The organism is Dyadobacter sp. CECT 9275 (assembly GCF_907164905.1).
Lineage (GTDB): Bacteria > Bacteroidota > Bacteroidia > Cytophagales > Spirosomataceae > Dyadobacter > Dyadobacter helix.
In genome coordinates this window covers 1498314-1519302 of the sequence record NZ_CAJRAF010000001.1, presented here as the reverse complement: position 1 = coordinate 1519302, position 20989 = coordinate 1498314, and the positions used below count along the sequence as shown (strand labels likewise).

General features: G+C 48.1%; 14 protein-coding genes. All 14 read right to left on the bottom strand.

What is annotated here, in order from left to right; translation table 11 throughout:
* Positions 1 to 6: 6 nt before the first annotated feature.
* Positions 7 to 387 carry a nuclear transport factor 2 family protein gene (locus KOE27_RS06235; protein ID WP_215237957.1) on the bottom strand — a complete coding sequence of 127 codons (381 nt, stop codon included), beginning with the start codon at positions 385 to 387 and terminating at the stop codon, positions 7 to 9.
* Positions 384 to 1649 (bottom strand): DUF418 domain-containing protein, encoded by a 1266-nt coding sequence (locus KOE27_RS06230; RefSeq protein WP_215237956.1) that lies wholly within the window; start codon positions 1647 to 1649, stop codon positions 384 to 386. The genes KOE27_RS06235 and KOE27_RS06230 overlap by 4 nt, the downstream gene beginning before the upstream one ends.
* A gap of 128 nt (positions 1650 to 1777) precedes the next feature.
* Positions 1778 to 5851: a hybrid sensor histidine kinase/response regulator transcription factor gene (locus tag KOE27_RS06225; RefSeq protein WP_215237955.1), complete on the bottom strand. Its 4074-nt coding sequence runs from the start codon at positions 5849 to 5851 to the stop codon at positions 1778 to 1780.
* Between the two features lie 166 nt (positions 5852 to 6017).
* Positions 6018 to 6476 carry a lipocalin-like domain-containing protein gene (locus KOE27_RS06220; RefSeq protein ID WP_215237954.1) on the bottom strand — a complete coding sequence of 153 codons (459 nt, stop codon included), beginning with the start codon at positions 6474 to 6476 and terminating at the stop codon, positions 6018 to 6020.
* A gap of 101 nt (positions 6477 to 6577) precedes the next feature.
* On the bottom strand, positions 6578 to 7882 hold the full coding sequence (locus KOE27_RS06215) for an enolase C-terminal domain-like protein (protein WP_215237953.1): 1305 nt from the start codon (positions 7880 to 7882) through the stop codon (positions 6578 to 6580).
* Positions 7883 to 7942: 60 nt separating this feature from the next.
* Positions 7943 to 9061, bottom strand: coding sequence for a mannonate dehydratase (locus KOE27_RS06210; protein WP_215237952.1), 1119 nt, complete (start codon positions 9059 to 9061; stop codon positions 7943 to 7945).
* Positions 9062 to 9151: 90 nt separating this feature from the next.
* Positions 9152 to 10015, bottom strand: a complete 864-nt coding sequence (locus KOE27_RS06205; RefSeq protein WP_215237951.1) for a 2-hydroxy-3-oxopropionate reductase — start codon at positions 10013 to 10015, stop codon at positions 9152 to 9154.
* Between the two features lie 32 nt (positions 10016 to 10047).
* On the bottom strand, positions 10048 to 11511 hold the full coding sequence (locus KOE27_RS06200) for a GntP family permease (RefSeq protein WP_215237950.1): 1464 nt from the start codon (positions 11509 to 11511) through the stop codon (positions 10048 to 10050).
* 11 nt (positions 11512 to 11522) lie between these two features.
* Positions 11523 to 12287 carry an HpcH/HpaI aldolase family protein gene (locus KOE27_RS06195; RefSeq protein WP_215237949.1) on the bottom strand — a complete coding sequence of 255 codons (765 nt, stop codon included), beginning with the start codon at positions 12285 to 12287 and terminating at the stop codon, positions 11523 to 11525.
* A gap of 47 nt (positions 12288 to 12334) precedes the next feature.
* Positions 12335 to 13864, bottom strand: coding sequence for a SusD/RagB family nutrient-binding outer membrane lipoprotein (locus KOE27_RS06190; protein ID WP_215237948.1), 1530 nt, complete (start codon positions 13862 to 13864; stop codon positions 12335 to 12337).
* A gap of 46 nt (positions 13865 to 13910) precedes the next feature.
* The gene (locus KOE27_RS06185) at positions 13911 to 17405 is read right to left on the bottom strand and encodes a SusC/RagA family TonB-linked outer membrane protein (RefSeq protein ID WP_215237947.1); all 3495 of its coding nucleotides are present in this window, start codon (positions 17403 to 17405) and stop codon (positions 13911 to 13913) included.
* Between the two features lie 194 nt (positions 17406 to 17599).
* On the bottom strand, positions 17600 to 18709 hold the full coding sequence (locus KOE27_RS06180; RefSeq protein ID WP_215237946.1) for a FecR family protein: 1110 nt from the start codon (positions 18707 to 18709) through the stop codon (positions 17600 to 17602).
* 76 nt (positions 18710 to 18785) lie between these two features.
* Positions 18786 to 19352 (bottom strand): RNA polymerase sigma factor, encoded by a 567-nt coding sequence (locus KOE27_RS06175; RefSeq protein WP_215237945.1) that lies wholly within the window; start codon positions 19350 to 19352, stop codon positions 18786 to 18788.
* 227 nt (positions 19353 to 19579) lie between these two features.
* Entirely contained in the window at positions 19580 to 20968 is a 1389-nt protein-coding gene (locus KOE27_RS06170) for a Gfo/Idh/MocA family protein (protein ID WP_215237944.1), read from the bottom strand.
* Between the last annotated feature and the right edge of the window lie 21 nt (positions 20969 to 20989).

Genomic DNA, 20989 nt, shown 5'->3' with positions numbered 1-20989 from the left:
CTGATGCTAGAATTCTATGACGGGCATGGAACCCGATGCCGCCGCTACCTTCCAGTCAGTGCCGGTTCTCTTCCAGACCCGCATGTACAGATACCTTCCTTCAAACGGATGTCCTTTGTATTTCCCCATGACTTTCTCCACCACCAAAACCATTGCCGTATTTCCGGTAAGGTTGATCTGCCTGTCGAGGATTTTTACCTTCCGTATTTTCATATTGTCTGAACCTGTCGTTCCTAGCCCGGTGGCATACATGGCTCCGGGCCGGTCCCGTCCAAGGACCACCAGTTCATCATGAAATAATTCTTTTAACTTCATCTGATCATCTGACTGAACGGCCGTCAATAAACGCTCCTCCGCCTCGATGATCTGCTGGTGATCTGTCATCATTGATTTAAATGTTGGGATTGCATTTCTGTTTTCCATTTCTCCCATCCCTTCCCGGTTTTATCTTTCCGATAAGTCAGTACCCTCCATAAGTTTTCCATCGGGCCAAGCGTGTGGTACCTGAGCCATACACTACTGAACCATAACTGAAAAGCATAAATGAGTGCCACCGGCACGAATGATCCGGCCAGGGTAAGCCTTCCCGCCATTCCTCCTGCATATCCATAGAAGACCATCATGCAAATAAACGTCTGCATGATGTAATTGGTAAGCCCAAGCCTTCCTGCATGGGCAATCCATAAAAGAATTCCTGAGGGTCTTTCACGCAAGGTGACCGATAGAAAGGTAAGGTACACAAAGGTAAGAGAAGCAATGCCCAGAAATTCAGAAACTGAGATAATCAGACTTTCTCCGGCCCGCAGATTTTCACTGAACGGCTCACCTGCAAGCAACGGTAAACAGGAAATAAATTTCAACAGCAAAGCAACAGGAAGGATGCTCCACGCAATCATCAGGGCCTTGGCCCTAAGTGTTTCAATCCGATAGAAATAACGCATTTTACCGGCTATGAGGCCAAGCAGGAACATCATTTCATAATGAATGATATTCATAAAACCGTTTTGGGCGGACATGGCGTACAGCATCACCACACCTAATTTTTGCATGGTCATCACCTCAGTTAGCGAACCTTTTCGCCAGGTATGTATCACCTGCATGATCACTTCCTCCGTAGCTACTTTGTTTGCCGCCGCGGATTCGGCCGATACCGGGAAAAACAATATTTTGACAACCTGCAATACGATGAAAAAAGCAGCCAGTATACCAATCCACCTGATCAGAGATGGGATCGACTTCCTGTTGAAATACAACAGCGTAAAACCAAGCAGGGCATATTTATGCAGGACATCGCCAAACCAGAAGACTAAGGCATGTATAAGCCCCAAACACAACAGTATCCAAAGCCTGCGACGAAAAAGAGCGGCAGCATCCAAACCGGCCTGCTCATTTTTTTTAAACATCAGGTAAAAACCCAGTCCAAACAGAAAGCTGTACAGCGTATAAAATTGCCCCTTAAAAAGCAGGCGGATCAAGAACTCAACGGGAAGGTAGGCTTCGGGAATATCGAGCCTTAAATCATATACCTGCTCAGGCTGGAGGAACGCAAACAGGGTATAGGTCTGGATGTTTATCACCAGAATACCCAGCACGGCAATACCTCTGATCATATCAAGGGAAGCAAAACGCCCGGGGTATAAGGAATTCATCTTTTACGTTCTTCAATGCGTTGATTTTTAAAGCACAAAAGTCGGAAAATGAGTTTTCTCCGGTTATAAATTACGTTTCAAATGCTATAAATTCTGTTGCAACCAGGGCAAGCTATCGAAGAGCAGTACTAAGCCTGTGCGTACTCATGGGGTGTCATTTGGTAAAACTCACGGAAGCATTTTGAAAAGTAAGCCGGACTGTCGAAACCAACTTTATAGGCCGTTTCTGAACTATTGTAACCTTCTTTAAGAAACTGTGCTGCTCTTTTCAGGCGGTAATTCCGCATGATATCACCGGGTGCCATGTCAGTGAGTACCTTCACTTTCCGGTGGAGGCTGGCGCGGCTCATCCCGATACGCAACGAAAGTTCTTCCACTCCAAAAGCAGTATCGTCAAGCTTTTCGTCCATGATCTCATATATTCTGCTGATAAACGGATCGGTCGTAGGCAAAGGTTTTTCGGCGGGCTGGATGGAGTCCGCAGAACTGATTTCAACACGCATTCTTTCCCGCATACGTTGCTGGCGTTCCAGGAGATTATTGATTTTCAGCTGTAACTCCTGAATATGAAAAGGCTTGGTAAGGTAATCGTCGGCGCCGGTCGTGAGGCCCTGCAGACGATCATCAAAAGCTGCCTTTGCCGTTAACAAAATGACCGGAATATGACTGGTTCTTTGGTCTTCTTTCAACTTCCGGCAGAAGGTAAAGCCATCCATTACCGGCATAAGCACGTCGCTGATGATGAGATCAGGCAACGCTTCGAGAGCTTTTTCCATTCCTTCGGCACCGTTAGCAGCAAAGCTGACACGGATGAAAGAAGGAAGTGTATCCGCAATAAATTCAGCCAGTTCTGTATTATCCTCCACGAGCAAAACAGATGAAAGTTCAGATGGGAGGTCAGTATATTGTCCCGGCAATGGTGCCGTTGCCTCTGCTACGTCAGAAGGATCATGGAAACCGATGGGTTCTGTTACGATGGCCTCCCCGGCGGCAACCAGCCTGTAAGGCAGCGATACCCGGAAACATGTCCGCCAAAGCGCTTTATCTTCCGGGAGACTGGTCACTTCGATTTTACCATGCTGTAAATCAACAAGCTCCTTTACCAGCGAAAGCCCAATACCCGTGCCATAGGGTTGCCGGTCGTTTTTCATTTCAGTACTTTGGGTATCCACTTGATAAAACCTGTCAAATATATGAGGCAGTTTATCCTCTGGAATACCCATGCCGGTATTGGTTATACTTAGCAAAATGCCGGTATTCTCCGAAGCAGAATCGGTTTGGTCCAGTTGGTTGGGTGCTGATAGCGCAATCTCGATGGTTCCGTTCCTTGGAGTAAATTTAAGGGCGTTGGAAATAAGATTTAAAATAATTCTCTCAAGCTTCTCCACATCAAACCAGTACGCTCCTGCTTCCAGACTATTTATCCAAACTATTTTTACTCCTTTCCGGTCTGCCTCGTCACTGAATGAAAGTACCTGGTCCGATACAAACCTGCCGACGTCCCCCACAGATTCCGTGATTTTCAATGATCCCGATTCCAGTTTTGAAAGGTCCAGCAGCTGATTGATCAGCCTGAGCAGCTGGTACGCGTTCCGTTCTATGGCTGTCAGCCACCGGAGCTGATCAGGGGTTGCAAGCGTTTGTTTCAGGCGCTGCGCCGGTGTCAGGATCAAGGTCAGCGGAGTTCTGAACTCATGTGTGATGTCGGAGAAGAACTTTGTTTTGAGTGTATCCAGGATTTTCAGCTGGTTGGCTTCAGTTTCTCTGAGTATTACCTCCTGTTTTAATCTTTCGCGGTTTACGAGGTATCTGATGTATCCCCATATCAGCCCACCCACCAGGAAAGCATAAAACAGGTATGCCCACCAGGTCTGCCAGAAGGGCGGGTGGATTACAACTGCCAGTTCCCTGATCAGCGGACTCCACTGCCCGGTTGTGTTGGATGAGTTAATTCGCAGCAGGTAATTTCCTGGTGGCAGCTTGGTATAGGTTGCCACCGGATTATTGCCGGTTACCAGCCAGGATTCGTCATAACCTGCAAGCTGGTACCTGTACCGTAGTCTGCCTGGCCGGTTAAATTCCAGGCCTGCAAACTCAAAAGAGAGGGTATTTTGTGCATAGGACAGCGACAGTTTCTTGATATGGTTCAAAGCTCCCGGCAAATGCCCTTCGGAGGTGGTAGTATCAACAACCAGGTTGTTAATTTTAAGGGATGTAAATGCAACCTGCGGATGGTAATAATCCGCTTTCATGGCCGTGGGATCGAATAACGTCCACCCTTCCGTTCCGCCAAATGCCAGGCGCCCGTCCGGAAGCTGAAAATGATGGAATCGGTTAAACTCATCTCCGGGCAGGCCATCCCCGGTATGAAAGGTCTGCACCTGATGGCTGACCGGATGGAAGCGGCATAATCCTTTATTGGTACTCAACCATAAATACCCCGCTTTGTCGGCTTCAACCGAGTAAATCGTATTATCCGGCAGGCCATCCTGCATCGTAAAAATCTCACTTTTCAGCGTTTTTTTATTCAGTCGAACCAACCCCTCATAGGTTCCTATCCACAGCAGTTCGGGATATGCCACATCCTGTTGCATTCCCTGAACCATATCCGTTGGGAGCATATCAGGGTGTGTTTTCCTGTTGAAGCGGCCGATTTGCTTAGTTTTTATATCCACACAGAGGAGGGCATCTCCCATTCGGGTGGTTATCCACAGTTTATCTTTATCTGCCGCAAGATCGACCAGCGTGATATCTTCGTTCCCATCCTGGATCACGGAAGATGCAAGGAATGTGACCCATTTTTGATTGACTGAATCAAACTTTCCTACAAAGCCATTGTATCCGATGACCCACAACGTTCCGTCTGGTGTAAAGTCTATTCCTCTTACACCCAAAGCGGGATTGTCCGCACTGGACACACCGGGAACAGGCGGGAGTACCGTAAACGTTTTTTGGACAGGATCGTAGTACCCGACTTTGTCACGTAGCGCAATCCAGACTCGCCGCTGATCATCGTAGACAGATCTGAAAAAATAACTGGAAGTACCAAACTGATTATCCGACAAGGACCAGCCCGAAAACTGGTCCAGGGAAATATTCATCTCCTGCTTAAGTAAATCATAATGAAATGAATGCCTGCCCGGGCTGGATTCAAAAAAGGGCGTGGTAAGGTCTATCTGGTGAATGCCAGAGGCGTCGGTTCCCAGCCAGATCAACCCGGAACGGTCAATGAGAAAAGATTCTGCCGCCCTTAGGTACTGCTTGCCTATGTCGCCAACCTTGACAAGGCCCTTTTCATTTTCATACCGGTATACATTGCCATCTGCCTCTACATAATCATAACCGTCGGGCCCGGCTTGTATACATTTGATGCCCTTTTGGGGATATACCGGCAAGGTCACGGTTCGGAAATTCCCTGCGAGGGGATTAAAGAAAACCAGCCGTTTGCGATCACCGAACATGATTTCTCCATTCCTCCGTTCGTATATCCGCACCACCTCGGCTTCCGCGTTTACGTAGTTATTAAAATCGAGTCCGAAAGGGATTGCGGTATGAACAAAACGACCGGTTACAGCACTCAAACGGCTGATACTCTTTTGGCTTACCACCCATATCTGCCGTTTCTTATCCTCAAACAATCCCCTGATGGTATCACTCAGGAAACCATGTGTTCTTTTTGTAAAGTGTGTAATATTTCCTTTGCGCCAGTCATACTTATAAATCCCATTTGCCTTTTCGATGACCCAAAGATTTCCCTGAAAATCCCTCAGCCAGCCTCTTCTGACAAACTTTACAGGGTGGGAAGTAAAAAGAGTGCGTGAGGTAATCTGTTCGATCGCCTCCGTTGCCGGATCCATCACATCAATCTGTAACGATTCATGTTCTATGCCGATAAGCCCTTTTTTATCTTCTGACAGTGAAATAATCACATTGGAACTGAGCGAAGAAGTATCCTTATTATCATGGCGGAGAACTTTGAAGTTGATGCCGTCATACCGTGCCAGACCGTTGCGTGTTCCTACCCAGACAAAACCATTTTTATCCTGTATCAGTCCTGACACAAATGATTGAGGAAGGCCGTCTCGGGGGGTCAGTATTCTTACCGGTTTTTTGGGGACTTGTGCGTTTAAAGGATACCTTAGCCCAAACAAGGTAGGTACCAACATCAAAAACAATAATCCTCTGCAGGTTTTGAGAAACATTTTAAACCGGAACAATCGTCACGAAACCAGTGTAAAAATGGGTAATAAAATCCAGAACTACACATTTCCAGCCTAATTTTAAGGGCGAAAGCCAGGTAGCAGCTATATGGCTCCATCTCCTATTTTCATTTACAATCAGAATCACGAAGTAAGTTAAAGATACTGACTAAATCTTTTTGTAAACCGTTACCAATGATTTTGCCTTTGTTGGGTTGGCTGTTTTGGGATTATCGGCATAGCCGAAGTACCAGGTCATCGTGTTGCCGGTCACGCTCACCGAATATACCTGAGCCGGAAACCGGGTATCGGTTGTGGTGATGGTGACTTTATTTCCGTTCTGTTTCCAGGTTGTTTTCCCGTTCTGGGATTCTATAATTGCCTTCAGATTTTTGCAGTCGGGGGCATTGGTAACCAGCGTTCCGTCCGGTTTGAATGTATAGGTGATGGTGGAAGCACAAGGCATATTTTTTAACTGGTCCTGATGCGTATCCGATTTCTTCCCGTTACTTTCTTCCAAAACAGCGGATGACATTTTCCAGGTTCCCGTAATATTTTGGGCATGGGCAGCAGGTACTGTCAGGTAGCCAATGGCAAAGACAGATAGCGTTAATAATAATCTTTTCATTTTGACCTGTGGAATACCCTGTGTTACAAGACTATAAAGTTATTGTTTTTATTTAGATTGTAAAACCGTTATCCAGCAACGAATATTTCCCCATTGGGTACCTACCACCGTACCGCCTTGAATTTCCACCCCGGTACTTTCTTTTGCATTTCTATTTCATCGTCCCGCTTTTTGAGACCACATTTCAGATACTGCCTGTGAAGTACTTCCAGGGCTTCTCTGTCCAGTTCTACCCCCAGCCCAGGGCCGGTCGGAACGCTAACCGCCCCCTCTTCAAATTTAATGCGTCCTCCCACAATTACCTCGTCCGACTGCCAGGGATAATGTGTATCCAGGGCATAAGGGACAGCAGGCAAAGCGGCGCCCAGATGTACCATTGCCGCCAGCGAAATCCCCAGATGACTGTTAGAATGCATGGACAGACCCCGGCCAAATGTTTCACAAATACCTGACAATGTGATAGAGGAACGCAATCCTCCCCAGAAATGGTGGTCGCTCAGAATGATATCTTCGGAACCCAGCTGAATGCTACGGGGGATATCTTCAAAAGAAGTAGTGCACATATTGGTGGCAAAAGGAATATTTAATTCCTTCCTGACTTTGGCCATATTCTCCTGTCCACGGACGGGATCTTCCAAATATTCCAGAATATGCTGCATTTCCCGGCCGTATTTTATGGCTGTTTCAACCTCCCAAACGGCATTGGGATCCACACGTAACGGTATTCCGGGCCCGAAAGCATCGTGGAGGGCAAACATTGTATCAACCTCCGTGCGTGGCTCAAAAACACCTCCCTTAAGCTTAACAGACTGAAAACCATACTCCTGACACATGGCTTTAGCCTGGGCCACAATACCCACCGGATCCAGGGCAGCAGCCTGCCTTGCCGCTGCCCAGCCGGTAGCGGCCGGATCGGTCCCGAATGCCAATTCTCCTCCTGCACCCTCATATTTGTAAAACAAATAAGCGGCAAAAGGTACTCTGTCACGCATTTTCCCTCCGAGCAGATCCACAACCGGGCGACTGGTAACTTTACCGATAATATCCAGACAAGCCACTTCCACCGCGCTGAAGATATGCACCAGCTTCCGCTGGTCCCAGGGGGCATCTCCTCTTTGCGACGCCTTTTCTGTTCCGAAGTACTGTGTGAGGACCTGCCTGATTTCATTGAGCTGAAATACGTCTTTGCCCATCAGCAGGTCCCGTGACAACTCCAGTGCCTCGTCTATACTACTGTTGCCCGGTATTTCGCTGATACCTGAAATACCATCGTCGGTGATCAGCTCTACAATGGTGCGCAGTGCATAAGGTGCATGCAGACCCGCCGCATTGAGCAGTGGCGGGTCTGTAATGGCAATCGGGGTGATGAACATATCCTTTATGAGCGGGCCTGGCATACAATTCATTATTTTGTTCTGTTTGAAATATTAACCGTAATCAGGATAAAATGTAAGAATTAATTTACCCTAACTCTTAACCTCATCTGAAACGGCCTGTAAAAGGCCGATGATATAACCATATGAGAAGGAAAATGCCTGCGACGTAGCCGCCGGATCGTTGTGATGCGGAACATGGTCGGGCATCACCATCCCACTGAAACCGACATCCCGGAGCGCTCTCACAACATGCAGAAAGTTCATGTCCCCGTTGTCGGGGTATACCTCCTGAAAGTTATTCCATCCGCCTTTGATATTGCGTAAATGAATATTAAATATCTGCTTACGCTCCCCTACCCATTTGATGATCGGTATGATCTCATTTTTTGGATCCTTCAATCCTTCAGCAATGGACCCTATGCAAAAATTAAAGCCATGATACTCGCTGTCGTACAACTGTGCAAACCGTTTGATACCTGCAAAAACATCCGGACTGTTCCACCTCGTGATACCTCTGTAACCCACCGGCGTCGGGGGATCGGCTATGTGATTGGCCAGTTTAACTTTGTATTCTTTGGCCACCGGCAGGCAACGGTCCAGCAGGTAAGTGATGCGTTCAAACATCATATCGATCGACACATCCCCGGCAATGGTTTTCGGATGGTTTTGTTTAAGGGCTTCCGCGTAGTTCCAGGTACTGTAGTGCGCATTACCACGCTTTGGGTCGGTAGTTTTTCCGGTACGTAAAACGGGGAGTATGGTTGTATTATAATTTAAAAGGTGTACCCCGGTTTTCCCGGCAACCATGATCATCTGCTGAAGTTGTTCTATTTCCCGGTCACGTTCGGGGCTTTTTCCCAGCATAACATTCGGGTATTCGGCTTTATCAATCCCCGACGACGCCAGCGGCCAGTGGTAAGCATCCAGGCTGATCCCATATTTTTCACAGGCCTCTCGCTTGCGCAAGGAGTCATCCAGATCCCAGCCTTTGCCGGGAAGGGTTTTAGGAGCTCCCCCGTCCAGGTTAAAAACTCCATGACGGGCTTTGAATTCCAGGTTTTCGATACTGGTACCGCCCGACTGGCATCCGACTTTCATCAGCACTTTTTTGGGCTCGGCAGCTGTCCCGGCTTTTACCTGTCCGGTACCTAATGCGGTAACTCCTACGGATCCTGCCGTTAAAACCTTAATAAAATTATCTCTTTTCATAACCAGGTTTGACTGTTAGCTTTAAGCAATGGCTGCCTGTCGGCTAGGGTGAACAAAATATGATTGATCCTAAACTTGTGAATTGATGGGTTAACTTTCTTTCAAAACCAGATACAGCGCACTATGGTCCAGCTCGCCATTTCCCATGTCCACAGCATGTTGCATTTGCACCGCCACCTGGGAAGTTCCGGTCAACGGTACTGAAAGTTCCTTTCCGGTTTCCAGCGCAATATCCATGTCCTTTTTATGCAGCCGGATTTTAAAACCAGGTTTGAAATTTCCATCGATCATTCGTTTCCCGTGAAGATCGAGTATACGGCTTTGGGCAAAACCTCCCAACAGTACCTCCCTCATCTTTTCGAGATTTACACCCGCTTTTCCCGCCAGTGTAAATGCCTCAGCCACCGCCTGGATGGTCATACCCACGATCATCTGATTACAAGCCTTGGTTGTTTGTCCGGCCCCCTGCTCGCCGATATGGACAATGTTTTTACCCATTACCTGAAAAAGGGGCAAAGCTCTTTCGAATGCGGCACTGCTGCCCCCCGCCATAATGGACAAAGAGGCCGACTCCGCCCCCACCTGCCCTCCCGAAACCGGAGCATCCAGCGCTTCCACTCCCTTTTGCTGCAGGGCTGCATGCAAATTCCTGGCTGTTGCGGGCGCTATGGTGGACATATCTATGAATAACGATCCTTCCCGGATACCCTGCAGTACCCCGTCGGAACCGAACACAACTTCTTCCACCTGGGGAGAATCCGGCAGCATCGTGATAATGATATCGCTGGCCGCAGCCAGCGTTGCAATATTCTGAAAAACAGTGGCACCTGCCTCGCTCACCTCTTTTGCGGCACTGCTTTTTTCAAGTATCTGAACAGGATACCCCGCCTTTATCAGGTTCATTACCATGGGTTTACCCATGATTCCCAGCCCTATGAATCCAACTTTTTGCATACGATTAACAGCTATATTTTGATACTTACATTTTAAACCATAGGAAACAATCGGGCGGCTATCAGCAACACGATCAACCCCACCGTACCCATTACCACCAGCATGGGCGAAAAGGTTTTGAGCGCTTCGCGTTCGGTCAGGTTGCTTATTTTTACAATGATCCAGAAACCGGCGTCATTCATCCACGGAACCAGTTTTGAGCCGCAACCTATTGCCAGCCCCAGGTATATCGGGTGAAACTCCAGATGCGAGCTGGTTGCCAAACCTGAGAGAATACCCGAAGCGGTGATGAGCGCCACCGTGGCAGATCCCTGCGCAGTACGTACCACCGCACTGATCACAAAGGCCATCGGAATGAGCGCCATCTGATAATCCTTTGTCATTTCCCCGATTCTGGAACTGATACCGGTTTGCTGAAGAATCCCGCCAAATGCGCCGCCAGCCGCTGTAATGAGGATGATACCTCCCCCGCTCATGAGAGCTGCCTGCACAAAAGTGGTCATCCCATCCTTACTGCCCTTTTTCTGGATTGCCAGAATAACCAATGCGATGAGCCCGCCGGTGACCAATGCAATATTCTTATCTCCAAACAGTTGAATCACTGCTACCAGCTTGACGGCAAAGGCCGATTTCACAACCAGCGTTTTGGATGCAAGCATGGATTTCAGAATATTATCTGCACAGATAAGTACCAACGGCAGTAAAACCGGAAGTACCGAAAGCCACAATTTCGGCAATTGAAAATCCTCCTTGGCTGCCAGGGCTTTGATATCTTCCAGCCGGGCATCCAGCGAATCGCGCAAAACAACAGGCCATTTTTTATTGACATAAACCGCAAAGAGGTACCCGGCTGTAATCGTGATGAGCCCCAACAGGGTACCTCCGGCCATCATCATGCCGATGGGTATGTTCATTTCCCCAATCAGGAATAAGGGGCCGGGCGCGGGAGGGACAAAGGAATTGGCCATGGCTGCACCGCCGGTAATAGCCAGCACCAGCAACAGATAATTTTTGCCTATCCGCATACTGACCGCCTTGGCCAGCGGTATCATCAGGAAAATAACAATGTCAAAAAAAACGGGAATTCCCAGGAAAAAACTGCTGATCAGAAAAGCAACTGGCGCATTTTTCACCCCCGTAACCTGAAGCATAGAACGCACAATCCTTTCGGCAGCGCCACTTTCCAGCATACATTTTCCGATAATGGCCGCCATCGCGATCAGGATACCAATTTTTCCGCAGGTACTTCCAAATTCAAAAGCGATCCGTTCGCCAATACTTTTGGCTGCCAGTGCATGAGCAGCTGCCGGGGCCTGCCCCTTGTCCAGTGCAAACTGTTCAATGGCTGAACCGGGTGTAAGCACAGCCACAGCAAAAGCACCAAGTAACAGTGCCAGAAACGGATGCAGCTGCAATACGATGATACCCCCAACAACGATGATCACTCCGATCAATAATATAAAAAGCGGGTCACTGAAAAATAACGGAAGGGTCATGAAAGCTCAGTTTAAGGTCTGAAAGAATTAAGTTTTTTTGCAAGATTCCTGGCGCCGTCCGCTACAAAGGTGGCGTCGGAACCACAGGCCAGAAACCGGATACCCAGGTCGTGGTAAATCTTGTAATCGTCTGGATTAAAGAAAAGTATCCCGGTGGCCTTGCCCGCCTTACCGGCCGCATCAACGGTGGCCTTTAAGGCTTCTTTAAAACGGGGATGATCAAACTGCCCAAAAATCCCCAGCTCCATGGAAAGGTCTGCCGGACCTACGAAAAGGACGTCAATACCCTCCACAGCAGCCACTTCATCCAGATGATCGAGTACCTCAACCGTCTCGATCTGCGCCACACCCAGCATGTTATCCTTTGCATCCCGGTAATACTGGTCAAAATACTGTCCGAAACCCGTTGCCCTTACCATTTTGGCGACCCCGCGTTTTCCATCAGGCGGATAATGGAGACCTTGAACCACTTTCAACGCACCCTCCGGGCCAGTAATCTTCGGGCACATGATTCCCTCAGCTCCCATATCCAGCACACGGTGTATACGCTGGCTTTCGGAGCTTTCCACCCGCACAATCGCCGCTGTTGCCGTATGTTCCAGCGCCTGAAGCTGATTGAAAACGTCCCTTTCGGATCCTGCCCCATGTTCCAGATCGATCAATACCCAGTCGAATCCGGCCAGTCCGACAATCTCCGCGGTCAGCGAACTTCCCGTATTCAGCCAGCAACCATGAAGGGTTTCACCCTGTTTGAGCCTTTTCTTGAGATTTTTCATTCAGATGGTTTTGATAAGTAATATGCGCGTCCTGGCACGTCCCTTCTCTATTTTTTATCCCACCAGATCCTCGTATCCAGCAGATCAGGGCCCTGTGACTGTATCGCCTTCTGGACATTGTCGTGATTTACGTTCAACTCGGCATCGGTATAGGTAAGTCTGCGGATAAATGGTTCGGTTTTGAGGTCGCTGCCAGGGTACGGATTTGGTTTCAGAACCGGGTAACCACTCCGGCGGAAGTTCGCAAAAGCCTCGGGCCCTATCAGAAAAGAAGCTACCCAGTACTGGGTATTGATTTCCTCCAGTTCCTTACCGGCAGGCAACGGGTGCGCAGCCAGGTATGCTGTAACAGCAGCGTCCTGTACGGCACTGCTAGCCCCATAATCCGCCAGCTGTTGCATGTGTGCTTTAATACCCTCCGCATAAAGTGTGGCGGCAGCGCCGGTTGTCCAGCCCCGGAAGGCGGCCTCGGCCAAAAGCAGCTGTGTTTGCGCATAAGTAACCAGAAAACTCGGGGCGGTCAGTGCTGCCATTCTGGTTTTGTCCAGCTGGCTGTAATCCCACAGGCTGGCCAGTTTTTTATCTGCCACATCAGCGCTGATCGTCGTATTGTCGTATCCCTGCGGCATCCCTATCTGAACACTCACAGCCCGGTTAGCCCGGGATTCCACCTGATTGGCACCACTCAAAGCACCCACATAACGCACCGCAATGGAAGCAAGCCGGGGGTCGTTATTGACCATCAGGTAATCAACAAATTCTTTATCGAGATAGAAAAAAGCCGACTGTCCACCATTCAGTGAACTGCCTACCGGATTACTGAAACTTGCTGTATGGCGGATCATCGCATTATCCTTATTAGAGGTCATCAAGCCTCCGGTCACAGCTTTGGCTACATATTCTTTTGCTTTATCAGGACTTACTTTTGAAAGCCGCATGGCGGCTCTTAACAGCAGAGAATTACCCAGCCGCTTCCATTTGGCAACGTCACCTCCGTATAAAACGTCACTTGCCACCAGCGGTTTGGATGCGTCCAGTGCTGCCGAGGCCGTTTCAAGCTCTTTCAGGATATCTGTATAAATTGCTTCCTGGGTATCATAGGCCGGTCCGGTATTGCCCGAAAGAAAACCCAAGCCGGCTTCCGTGTAGGGTACGTTTCCATAGGTATCGGTCAGGATCATGAAGGCATAAGCGCGCCAAATCCGCGCCATATTGTATAAATTGGTACGGCTGGCATCATCCTTGGTTTTGGCAACCACGTCGGTAAGTTCTTTGATAATACTGCGGTAAAAGGTGGTCCAGTTTCCGGAGGTGACGCCCCGGTTATCCTGGTTGAAATTCGCTGCGGAACCCTGACCGCTGAAAGGGGTGATCATCTGTTTAACGATCGTGGTTTCGTAACTTAGGTTTCCGTAAGTGGGCGCGCTGTTAACAATGGTGGTATTCAGCTGATAGGCAGGCTCCACGGCGGTGAGTGCAATGGGATTGATATTCATTTTATCAAAGCCTTTGTCACAGGCAGCGAGCAGGATAAGGGTTATGATCCCGGTGCTGAATAGGTTATATTTTTTTTTCATATCTATTTCAGAATTGAATTTAGGAGATTGAAACAGTTGCCGATGTTCAGAATTTGAGGTTGAGATTAAAACCCATACTGCGCGTGACAGGCAGCCCTGTTGCTTCCAGCCCGATAAGATTATCCGATGGGAACCCAAACTGATCGGGGTGAATATTAGGTACCCATTTTTTCAGGACTGCAACGTTATTGGCCACCGCGTTCAGCCTTGCACCTTTGATAAAAGGTATATTCCCGGGCAGAAATTTAGAGAAGTCATAACCGATGGTTACCTGCCGTAGTTGCCATAATCCCGCATTGTAGACAAACTGTTCTGCAATATTCTGCGAACGCACGGTTTCATAATAAGCCTGCACTCCCGACTTCGTTTTGTTCACCTCTCCGTTAGGATTTACCCCATCTCCGATCACGAACCCTTCGGCCCTACCAGGCAGAGTCTCTTTCATCAGCCCGTGTCGCCAAGCGTTGTGATTGGTACCGGATATCATTTTATGCCCCAGTTTGAAATCGATCAGGAAGGAGAGGGAAAGATCTTTGTAATTAAAGCTGTTGGTAATTCCTCCCACCCATTTAGGCAATGCGCTTCCAAAGGAAATCTGTGTGGCGGTACGCAAAGGTCTGCCGTTTCCGGCATCAAAAACCTGCTGCCCCTGTTGGTTTCTCAGATACCCGAACCCGTACAACTGCCCCATGGATTTGCCCACCACCTGCCGCAGTTCACCTGTAAAATCCCCTGTGCCCACCGTGATCATCGCATCGCTCACATCTCCACCCAGGTCCAGTACTTTTGTTACATTGTACGCAGCATTGAAACTCAGGTTCCAGCTCAGGTTGGTCTTTCTCACAGGAAAAAGGTTGACCATCATTTCCATCCCACGGTTCCGACCTTTTCCTACATTAATGAGTTGCGTGAGATATCCCGACGCATCCGAAGTCTGCGCCTGCAGTATCTGGTCAGAGGATAGCTTGTCGTAATAGGCAAAGTCAAGCCCAAGTAAATTGTTAAACAGCTTGAGTTCCAGACCCACTTCCTTTTCTGAAACCCTCATCGGACGCAAATTAGCATTGGGGACAGTAGATCCGCTGATGGAAGCAAGCGGCTGAGCCACGCCTGAAGGATTAGGAAATTGCTGTGGGTTAATGCCATAGAAAAGGTTATTGGCATAAGGCTGCACGTCCGTATCACTTCCCACTTCGGCGTATGCAACCCTCACTTTACCAAAGGTGATCCAGGCAGGAAGAGAAGCAGCAAGTGCCTGGGAGAAAACAAAACTTGCGGTAACCGAGGGATATATGATACTGCGGTTGGCCGGAGAGAGTGTTGAAAACCAGTCGTTTCTGACGGTTCCGTTCAGGAATAAAAAGTCCTTATAGGACACTTCCGCCGAGCCGTACACCGAGTTCACCTGTCTTTTCGAAAAATCATAAGTTGCATCCCTTTGCCTGCCGTTTCCGATCGTATATAAACCTCTGGTATAAAAATCCTGGACGAATACATTATGACGGCTCAGTTTCCTGTACATCTGGTTTCCCCCCACATTCACATTGATACCAAAATTACCGAAAGTACGGTTGGCCGAAAGAAGGATATCTGCATTCAGCTCACGCACACTCCGAGTATCCTGAACATACTGTCCGTTGACAAAACCCGCCGGGGCGGCTGGCTGGCGCTGGCTCCCGGTGGGCAGGTTATACTCCTGCTCCCGTGCATAATAGTCCTGCCCCACCCTGCCCTGGACATATAACCAGCTCGTAAAATTGTAGCGCACCGAAAGGTTACCGAAAACTCTGTCTTTATCAATATTTTCGAAACGTTTCAGAGCGAAATATGGATTGGTTCTGTTGGTAAACCGTGACCATACGTACTCATTCCCATTGGCGTCCGTAGCATATTTCTCGAGCAGGTCCAGCGGCATGGAATTAGCCATGTTATAAATGGAAACCGGGCTGTAATCCTGCTCCGCAATGTTTGGCGGGTTTTTCCTGGTTTCGTTGGAGTAATTGATGTTACCGGAAACAGTGAGTTTTTTGGCCATTGTCTGCGTAAAACCAAGGTTCACGGTTTTTCGGTGATAACCCGAGCCGGGAAGAATGGTACGGTTATCCAGGTTCGAAAGCGACAGGCTGAACCCGCCAAACTCACTTCCCGAAGAAAGGGTCAGGGTGTTCGTAAAGGTGTTCCCCTTCTGATAGTAATCGGTGATCTGGTGACGCTGCGGGGTATAGGGCACCTCTACGCCGTCAAACAATATCTGGGTCATGCCGGGTGCGAATTTTTCACCAAAACTCCATTGTCCTGATGTTGGGTTGGGGGTGGTAGGCCTTAGGCCATTTTCACCCTGGCCATATTCATATTGATAGTCGGTATAGTCAAGGGGTGTTTCGGTGGTGAAATTGCTGTTATATTCAATCCCGATCCCCACCCCGTTCCCGCTGGTTTTGGTGGTGATCATGATGACGCCATCCTTGGCGCGGGAGCCGTATAATGCTGATGCCGCCGCTCCCTTTAGCACTGTCATCGACTCAATGTTATCGGGATTGATACTGCTCAGGCCATCCCCGCTGTCCGACGTCCGGTTAGACCCTTTGTCACCGGCATCACCTTTTGCACCAAAGTTGGTATTATCAATTGGTACCCCGTTCACAACGATCAACGGAGAATTATTGCCTCCGAAAGAGGATTGTCCGCGGATCCGAATTTTGCTGGTACCAGCTGGCCCAGAGCCCAGTGAGGTAATATTCACCCCTGCCATTTTACCCTGCAGGGCATTCATGAAATTGGCAGTCCTGTTCACCGTCATTTCTTCTTTCGCTACGGTTGCGGTAGCATATCCAAGGCTTTTCGCAGATTTTTTAATGCCAAGCGCCGTTACCACCACCTCTTCCAGCGCCTTGCTTTCGGGTGCCAGTGAAACCGTCAGATTAGATTCGTTTCCTACTGTTACCTCTTTGCTCTGAAACCCTACAAAGCTCAGCAACAATACATTATCACCGTTCTGCAATTCTATCTGGAATATCCCATCTGCATTGGTGGTTGTTCCGCGTTGTGTTCCTTTAACGATGATGTTCACGCCTGGCAGCGCCACGCCTCTTTCATCCGTTACTTTTCCGGATATATTTCTGATGGCGCCCAGGATATCTGTCTTTGTGGTCACAGGAATTACACCGTGGTCAGGACCTGGCGCTGCAGCCGACAGGATAATTTTTCTCCCAGCCAGTTCATATTTCACTTTCAGTGGTTTGAACAGCCGGTTTAAAACCTCCTCCAATGTAGAATTGTTAGCGAGCAACGTAACTTTTTTGGAAGCGGAAATCACGTTGGAACTGTATACAAACCGTACATCGGTTTCCTTTTCAATGTCTGCCAGTACCTTCTTGATCTCCCGGTTTTCGGCCTGTACGGACAAACGGCGGTTCAGGTATTCCTGCGCTTTACCTGAATGGGCATAAGATACGCCCACAAGCATCAGCATGACAAAACTCTGTGTTATTGAAAACCTCATAAGTTTTAGCCAGAATTGTCTGGTAACGTGTTTTTTCATAAGTTTGACAAGGGTTAATGGTTCTTGTTAAAAGGAATTGTTGATACTGAGCCGGACTTTGGCGAGTGAAGACTCAGTGGATTGACCTATGTGGCAGTGGGATATCCGCTGCCATTTTTATTCACTGGGGTACTAAATACCGGAACTACTTTTGAGTTGCTTCTGAAGAAGGCCAGCAGGCCATTTTCAGTCACTTACTGACATCCTTTTCCGCTTACAATAATCTGGCCGTCAACAATTTCGTAACTTGCGGATATGGTCCTGCACAGAATATCAAGTTTTTCGTACATGCTTTCGTTGGACAGCGTGGCTGTAATTCTGCAATCCATGAAATTGCGTGCATCAAACTGAACCGTGATACCGTAAGCTTTTTCCAGGTCATGCAGGATCACCGGAAGCGGAACCTCATCATATCTGGAAATGTTTTCAACTGAACTTTTCGTTAGTTTTTCCGGATTTTTCACAAGCGTTTTGGAAAGCTGGCTGATATCCTTCTCGAAAATCGCCGCCTGGTTTGCGGTGATGATCAGGCCTTTTACTTCCTTTTCGGAGTGAACAAGCTTGGGTTTAGCCACATATACCGACACCTTGCCCGTCTGCACCTGAACCGTGATTTTTTTATCCTGATCAAAAGCCCTGACCACGAACCTCGTACCCAATACCTTTGTGATCACTTCACCCGTGTAAACCAGAAATGATTGCCCCTGCCTTTTTACCGAAAAGCTGGCCTCTCCCACCAGGTAGACGATACGGGAACTATCGGCAAACTGGGAAGGATAACGCAGGTAACTCTTCGGGCTCAAAACCACTTCGGAGCCATCAGCCAGCGTCATTTTGAGGGGCTTGCCGGTATCATTACTGGTCTGCACCAGATCAGCAGGACCTGTACGTAAGGCGGTTAAACCTGAAGCTTCTGTTTTCGTTTTGTTCAGATACCAGTTCAGGCCTACACTTACCAGCAGCATAGCGGCTACGGAAATCGCCCAGCGTACGAATATTTTTTGCGTGAAGATACGCGGCCGGCCCGATGCGACAGGAATACCAGATACAGTAGGATCAATTTGCCCCGCCCGTTCTATGAAAAGCTGTACCTCGTTCCTTATTTCCCTTTCACTGATCCGGTCAGCAGGTACGTCTGCAGCCCGGATAATGTGCTCCGCCTGCCTGAAAACCTCCTGTTTCTCGGGAAACTTATTCAGAAATGTGATCCAGAAAACCTCCTGATTACCAACTCCCTGGACCCAGTTACGAAAACTTTCATCATGAAGAAAATCCTCTAAGGTATATGATTTGTAGTTATTCATAGGTCCGGGCTTGCATTTCTAAACACCTTTATCACGCTTTGCACTATACGACGCTCGATCAATAAAGAAATTAGCTTTATGTAACACCATCATACTGCTTCCTCAGACTCCCCAGAGACTTCTGGAGTAAATTGTAAACCGACTGCCTGCTGAGCTGCATTACTTCGGCAATTTGTTCGAAACTCAGACTCTGGTAGAATCTTAAATAGATCAGTTCTTTTTGCCTGCCTGATAAATTATTGAGAATTACTTCCAGCTTCCTGATACGATAGATTTCGTGCTCCTCGTCAATCAGCCGGAGATCCGCCGCAAATTCAACCGAGAAAGAGTAATCTTCTGACAAGACCGATTGATGGGTGACATGCTTTTTAGACAGTTCCCTGAGTATTCGGGTTTTAAGAACAACAAGCAGATAGGACCGTACATTTTCAACTGAATTCACGGATTCCTGCATTTTCCAGAGCTTTACAAACATGTCCTGAATACAGTCCTTCACGAACTCGCGTTCGCCATAAAGGCGAAGGCCCCAATGGAAAAGGTCGGAGTAATAACTCTGCATGATATTAGCCAGTGCATACATATCGCCCGACTGATAGTCGTGCCAAAGTTTTTGGGCCTCATCAGAAGTTATACGTGCTTTCATCCTTTCAATTTACTGACACTTTTATTAGATGAGCCGCAAATCAGGAATATATACCCTACTATTTTTATCTTTTTTATTAAAATAATACATTAATATATACTAATAATTTCTGATTGTATTCGGAGGTAGCAAAAAACCATTCGGAGAAAACCGGATGGTTCTGAAATTTAATGCCCATATACATAGACTTTCCAAGTCTTGAAGACTTGGAAAGTCTTGGAAAATCTCTAAACGATCTTCATCGCCTCCGGATCCCAGTTAACGATTGTTTTCTCAAAATAGCTTTTGTTGGATAACAGGGCAGGCCCCGCTGCACGGAAGCCAAATTCAGCATCTTCCACAACTTTGGTGTTATTACGCATTGAGTCGAAGAAATTTGCGAAATGATCCAGCCTGTCGTCATAACCTTCGGGCGCCTTATACTCCTCCGTATCCGGTTCCGACATTTCGGGTTTGACGGGATATTTTTCATTGTAGCTCGCCAGGAACTGATCCTGCAAAGCTTTCGGGAAGGTACTGATGGAGTAACCGGGAGCGATCGGCATTTTTTTCCTCTTCACCGTGACGGTGTCTCCTAACAGGGTAATCTGCCCGTCGGTACCCACAAACCGGAAGCCCGACCCACCTCCGGAACCATCCACAAAATTGACCCTCAACGTCAGATTAAATGCTGGATGTGAAGCTGTTTTGGGATAGTCATAAATCCCTACCATCACGTCCGGTACGTCACGTCCGTCTTTCCAATATCTTAAACCGCCACTGGTCATGACGCGATTAGGCCCTTTGGAATCCAGAATATAATGCAGACCGGAAAAAAGATGAACAAAAAGGTCACCAGCTACGCCGGTACCATAATCCTGGTAATTCCTCCAGCGGAAAAAACGCAGCGGATCATAGGCTATTTTAGGAGCTTTGTCACTCAGAAAACGATTCCAGTCAACTGTTGCCGGAGACGCGTCGGGCGGCAGCGAATACTGCCATGCACCCTGCGCCGAATGCCTGTCGTAATATACCTCAATGAAATTGAGTTCACCAATGGCCCCTGCTTTGTACAGTTCCTTTACTTTGGCATAGATAATGGAACTCACCCGTTGGCTGCCTACCTGAAATGTCTTTTTGGAAGCCTTCGCCGCTTTGATCATGTCATGTCCCTGCTCAATTTTATGAACCATTGGTTTTTCGCAATACACTGCCTTTCCCGCTTTCAGGGCTTCGATACCGATCTGGGAATGCAGGTGGTCCGGCGTAGCGAGAATGATCGCATCGATATCCTTACGGCTCAGGATTTGGGAATAATCGCGGGTGGTCTGTATATCATTTCCAAACAGTTCTTTGGCGCGCACCAGGCGACCATCGTACAGATCGGCTACGGCCATGAGTTTCACCCCTGGAATTTTAAGTGCCGTGCGGGTATCTCCCATTCCCATGATTCCCGTGCCGATGCATGCGATCTGGATGGTATCGTTGGCAGTAATTTTCTTGCCTGCCCAGGGTATCTCCTGCGCTGAGCCGGGCCGACCGGCCAAAAGCGGGTTTACAGGACTGGCTGCGAGCAAAGCTCCTCCGGTAAGCTTCTTTATAAAGTCCCGCCGGTTTTTTTCGTTAAAATTTGACATAACAATGACTCACTAATTGGT

Coding starts and splice junctions, on each gene's coding strand:
- KOE27_RS06170 (WP_215237944.1), bottom strand. CDS start 20,968: ATGTCAAATTTTAACGAAAAAAACCGGCGGGACTTTATAAAGAAGCTT.
- KOE27_RS06230 (WP_215237956.1), bottom strand. CDS start 1,649: ATGAATTCCTTATACCCCGGGCGTTTTGCTTCCCTTGATATGATCAGA.
- KOE27_RS06200 (WP_215237950.1), bottom strand. CDS start 11,511: ATGACCCTTCCGTTATTTTTCAGTGACCCGCTTTTTATATTATTGATC.
- KOE27_RS06185 (WP_215237947.1), bottom strand. CDS start 17,405: ATGAAAAAACACGTTACCAGACAATTCTGGCTAAAACTTATGAGGTTT.
- KOE27_RS06175 (WP_215237945.1), bottom strand. CDS start 19,352: ATGAAAGCACGTATAACTTCTGATGAGGCCCAAAAACTTTGGCACGAC.
- KOE27_RS06220 (WP_215237954.1), bottom strand. CDS start 6,476: ATGAAAAGATTATTATTAACGCTATCTGTCTTTGCCATTGGCTACCTG.
- KOE27_RS06195 (WP_215237949.1), bottom strand. CDS start 12,287: ATGAAAAATCTCAAGAAAAGGCTCAAACAGGGTGAAACCCTTCATGGT.
- KOE27_RS06190 (WP_215237948.1), bottom strand. CDS start 13,864: ATGAAAAAAAAATATAACCTATTCAGCACCGGGATCATAACCCTTATC.
- KOE27_RS06235 (WP_215237957.1), bottom strand. CDS start 387: ATGATGACAGATCACCAGCAGATCATCGAGGCGGAGGAGCGTTTATTG.
- KOE27_RS06210 (WP_215237952.1), bottom strand. CDS start 9,061: ATGAAAAGAGATAATTTTATTAAGGTTTTAACGGCAGGATCCGTAGGA.
- KOE27_RS06180 (WP_215237946.1), bottom strand. CDS start 18,709: ATGAATAACTACAAATCATATACCTTAGAGGATTTTCTTCATGATGAA.
- KOE27_RS06215 (WP_215237953.1), bottom strand. CDS start 7,882: ATGAATTGTATGCCAGGCCCGCTCATAAAGGATATGTTCATCACCCCG.
- KOE27_RS06225 (WP_215237955.1), bottom strand. CDS start 5,851: ATGTTTCTCAAAACCTGCAGAGGATTATTGTTTTTGATGTTGGTACCT.
- KOE27_RS06205 (WP_215237951.1), bottom strand. CDS start 10,015: ATGCAAAAAGTTGGATTCATAGGGCTGGGAATCATGGGTAAACCCATG.